Origin of the sequence: Craterilacuibacter sp., from assembly GCF_051659485.1 — a bacterium.
Classification (GTDB): Bacteria; Pseudomonadota; Gammaproteobacteria; order Burkholderiales; family Chromobacteriaceae; genus Craterilacuibacter.
Genome location: NZ_JBOFOO010000282.1, coordinates 1 through 1,285, shown reverse-complemented (window position 1 = coordinate 1,285; position 1,285 = coordinate 1). Strand labels below are relative to the sequence as shown.

Genomic DNA, 1,285 nt, shown 5'->3' with positions numbered 1-1,285 from the left:
GACAGCGAAGGACGCTACCTGCAGCTGGATTTTGGCCCGCTATCGGTGATCTCGCTCTACCTGCCGTCCGGCTCCAGCTCGGAAGAACGCCAGCAGGTAAAATTCGACTTTCTCGCCGTCTTCCTGCCCCATCTGGAAGCCCTGTATGCCAGCGGCCGCGAGGTGGTGATCTGTGGCGACTGGAATATCGCACACAATGAAATCGACCTGAAAAACTGGAAGGGCAACCGCAAGAACTCGGGTTTCCTGCCGGAAGAGCGCGCCTGGATAGGCGAGCTGTTCAGCCGTGTCGGCTGGCGTGACGTATGGCGCACACTGCATCCGGAAGCACCGGGTTACAGCTGGTGGAGCAATCGCGGCCAGGCCTACGCCAAGGATGTGGGCTGGCGCATCGACTATCAGGTCGCAACACCAGCACTGACGGCATCCGCCCTCAAGGCCAGTGTATACAAAGACGAGAAATTCTCCGACCACGCACCTCTGGTCATCGATTATCAGCGGGAGCTGCCATGTTCGACTTCGAGCGCGATGAACTAAGCCTGATTACCGTGCCCGGCTGGGCCGGCTCCAGCGCCCGTCACTGGCAAAGCGTGTGGGAAAAAAGCTATCCGCTGGCTTGCCGCACCGAGCAGCAGAACTGGCTTTATCCCGAGCGCACGGTCTGGCTGGCGGCGCTGGCCGACACCATCGCCATGCAGCCGGGCAAGGTCGTGATCGCCGCGCATAGCCTGGGCTGCCATACCGCCATCGATTACGTGCTGTCCTTATCCCTCGCGGCACAAGGGCGGATTCACGGCATGCTGCTGGTGGCACCGCCGCAGCTGCCGATCAGTCAGGCTGCACTCTTGGCTAGCGGCGAATTGCCGCCAGACATGCCCATCCCGGCTTTTACCGGTTTCGATGCCGCCGGCCATCAACGCGTGCCGGTCAAGGCGCTTTGTGTCGCCAGCCGCAACGACCCGTTTTGCCCTTATGCCGAGGCTGAACGCATGGCCGCTAACTGGGGGATCAAACTGGTCGATGCCGGGGATGCCGGCCACATGGGGAGCAGCGCGGGGCTGGGCAGCTGGCAAGCCGGCCAGCGCCTGCTGCAAAAGCTGATGCTGGGCTAATCCTCTGCACCATCCCAGCACAAGGGTGCACCGCTGCGATACAGATAGCCCCAGTCGCGCGGCAGGGCATTGTTATTACCCTTGGAGACCAGCAGCTGGTGGATGTCGAGGTCGCCGCCACGAAAGGCGGCCGAGCTGCCGCGCAGATACATGGTCCACATGCGTACGAAGCG

Annotated in this window: 2 protein-coding genes; both read left to right on the top strand. The window is 62.3% G+C overall.

Going from position 1 to position 1,285, the window contains the following annotated elements:
- On the top strand, positions 1-537 hold a 537-nt coding region (locus tag ACRC1E_RS09945; protein WP_438514940.1), incomplete at its 5' end, for an exodeoxyribonuclease III.
- A complete protein-coding gene (locus tag ACRC1E_RS09940) occupies positions 510-1,112 on the top strand; it encodes an RBBP9/YdeN family alpha/beta hydrolase (protein ID WP_438514939.1) in 603 nt (200 codons plus the stop codon). The genes ACRC1E_RS09945 and ACRC1E_RS09940, both read left to right, overlap by 28 nt.
- The last annotated feature ends 173 nt before the right edge of the window (positions 1,113-1,285 follow it).

Excerpts from the sequence above, each read along its gene's own strand:
- ACRC1E_RS09940 (WP_438514939.1), top strand. The coding sequence starts at position 510 with ATGTTCGACTTCGAGCGCGATGAACTAAGCCTGATTACCGTGCCCGGC.